Raw genomic sequence first — 1,385 nt, 5'->3', positions numbered from 1 at the left:
CCTCTGCCACACGTATTACCCAATTGGATAGATTTTTATCATTTGTATATAGTCCATGGCGCTCCCATTCATTTACCTGACGGTAAAGAGGTAAGTACTGGATAAACTTATCGTAGATAAGCTTTGCCAAAACAGTAGGACCGGCAATGCTTCTTTGGATTGGACCTTGCGGTGCTTTACCTCGTTTAATTTGAGCTTTTAGTATGGCATCGTTTTTACACGTTTTGCACTCATACACATGTTCAAAATGTTGCACACGCTTCAGGGAGGCTGGAATAAATTTCGCCTCTTCACGTATCAACGTTGAACTGAACTCTACCATCTCCCCACGACAGCAGTCACAAGCTAAGTTGGCTGGGTGATGATGAATCTCTTCAATTTCTATATCCTCATGAAACGAATCATTTCGTTTTTTATTTCTCTTTTTACGAATAACCGTATAACTAACCTTTTCGATGCTTTGTTCTTCTGTCTGCTCAGGTTCGTTAAAAGACGGATCGTCTTCAAATAATGAGCCTTGTCCATCTGGTATTTGATACTTTGACTTTTCTGATTTAGAACCGTATAAAGCTTTTGTTAATTGGCGAATTTGTTCAGTCAATGCTTCAATTTGTTTGGTTAAATTTTTATTTTGTTCTTTTGTGTAGGCTAATTGTTCTTCCAATAATTGAATCACTTTTTCATTTGAAGCGTCTCCCAAATCATTCACCACATTTCGTTCAATTTAAGTTATGAATGATTATACCACTTAAAATAGGGCTATTAAAAGATACCTTTTGTAGATTTTGTAATCGCCTTTGGCTGTTGCAGAGATAATCCTTCTAATAACCAACGAAGCTCTTGTTACGAAAGTTTGCGTACCTCATTTTCATCTTTTGGCCATTGTAATTTTCCATTATCTAATCGTTTATAAAGCATGGCGAAGCCATCTCCATCAAAATACAAACATTTATAACGACCCTTGCTCCATCCAGAAAACAGAAAGATAGAATCACTATACGGATCCAATTCGAAAGAATCTTGAATGAGCGTTGCGAGACCATCAATACCTTTACGCATGTCTGTCTTGCCGCAGATGATGTAGATGTTTTGCACGCTCGTAAAATCCTGTTTCATCCCTTCAGCTCCTTCATAATGGTTTGGATAATGCGCTCATCTACGCCATTGAAGAAGGAAATTTCAGCCACAGCGGTTTTAATTACACAACTTGGCTCAGCAGTGTATTGGAGAGAATGATTCGAAGAAATTTCAACTGGAATAGGATCGAGTTTGACGGGAACAATGGTTAATTTGTTTGTAGACATAATGGCACCTCCTTTGATTGATACATTTATCGTACCGGAGGTGCCTGATGTTTTATATGCGTTGTTTGATTACGGGCTTAC

3 protein-coding genes are annotated in these 1,385 nt (G+C 38.1%); all 3 read right to left on the bottom strand.

Annotated features, from left to right (window positions below; genetic code table 11):
• On the bottom strand, positions 1-700 hold a 700-nt coding region (locus BFL01S_RS19590), incomplete at its 3' end, for an IS66 family transposase (RefSeq protein ID WP_439950867.1).
• Between the two features lie 143 nt (positions 701-843).
• A complete protein-coding gene (tnpB, locus tag BFL01S_RS19585; RefSeq protein ID WP_061786719.1) occupies positions 844-1,116 on the bottom strand; it encodes an IS66 family insertion sequence element accessory protein TnpB in 273 nt (90 codons plus the stop codon).
• Positions 1,113-1,304: a hypothetical protein gene (locus BFL01S_RS19580; RefSeq protein ID WP_025910450.1), complete on the bottom strand. Its 192-nt coding sequence runs from the start codon at positions 1,302-1,304 to the stop codon at positions 1,113-1,115. The genes tnpB and BFL01S_RS19580 overlap by 4 nt, the downstream gene beginning before the upstream one ends.
• Positions 1,305-1,385 lie beyond the last annotated feature (81 nt).

Origin of the sequence: Priestia flexa NBRC 15715 (assembly GCF_001591565.1) — a bacterium.
In the GTDB taxonomy this organism is placed as follows: Bacteria; Bacillota; Bacilli; order Bacillales; family Bacillaceae_H; genus Priestia; species Priestia flexa.
The sequence above is the reverse complement of the archived record's forward strand: the minus strand, read 5'-3'. Positions and strand labels throughout refer to the sequence as shown.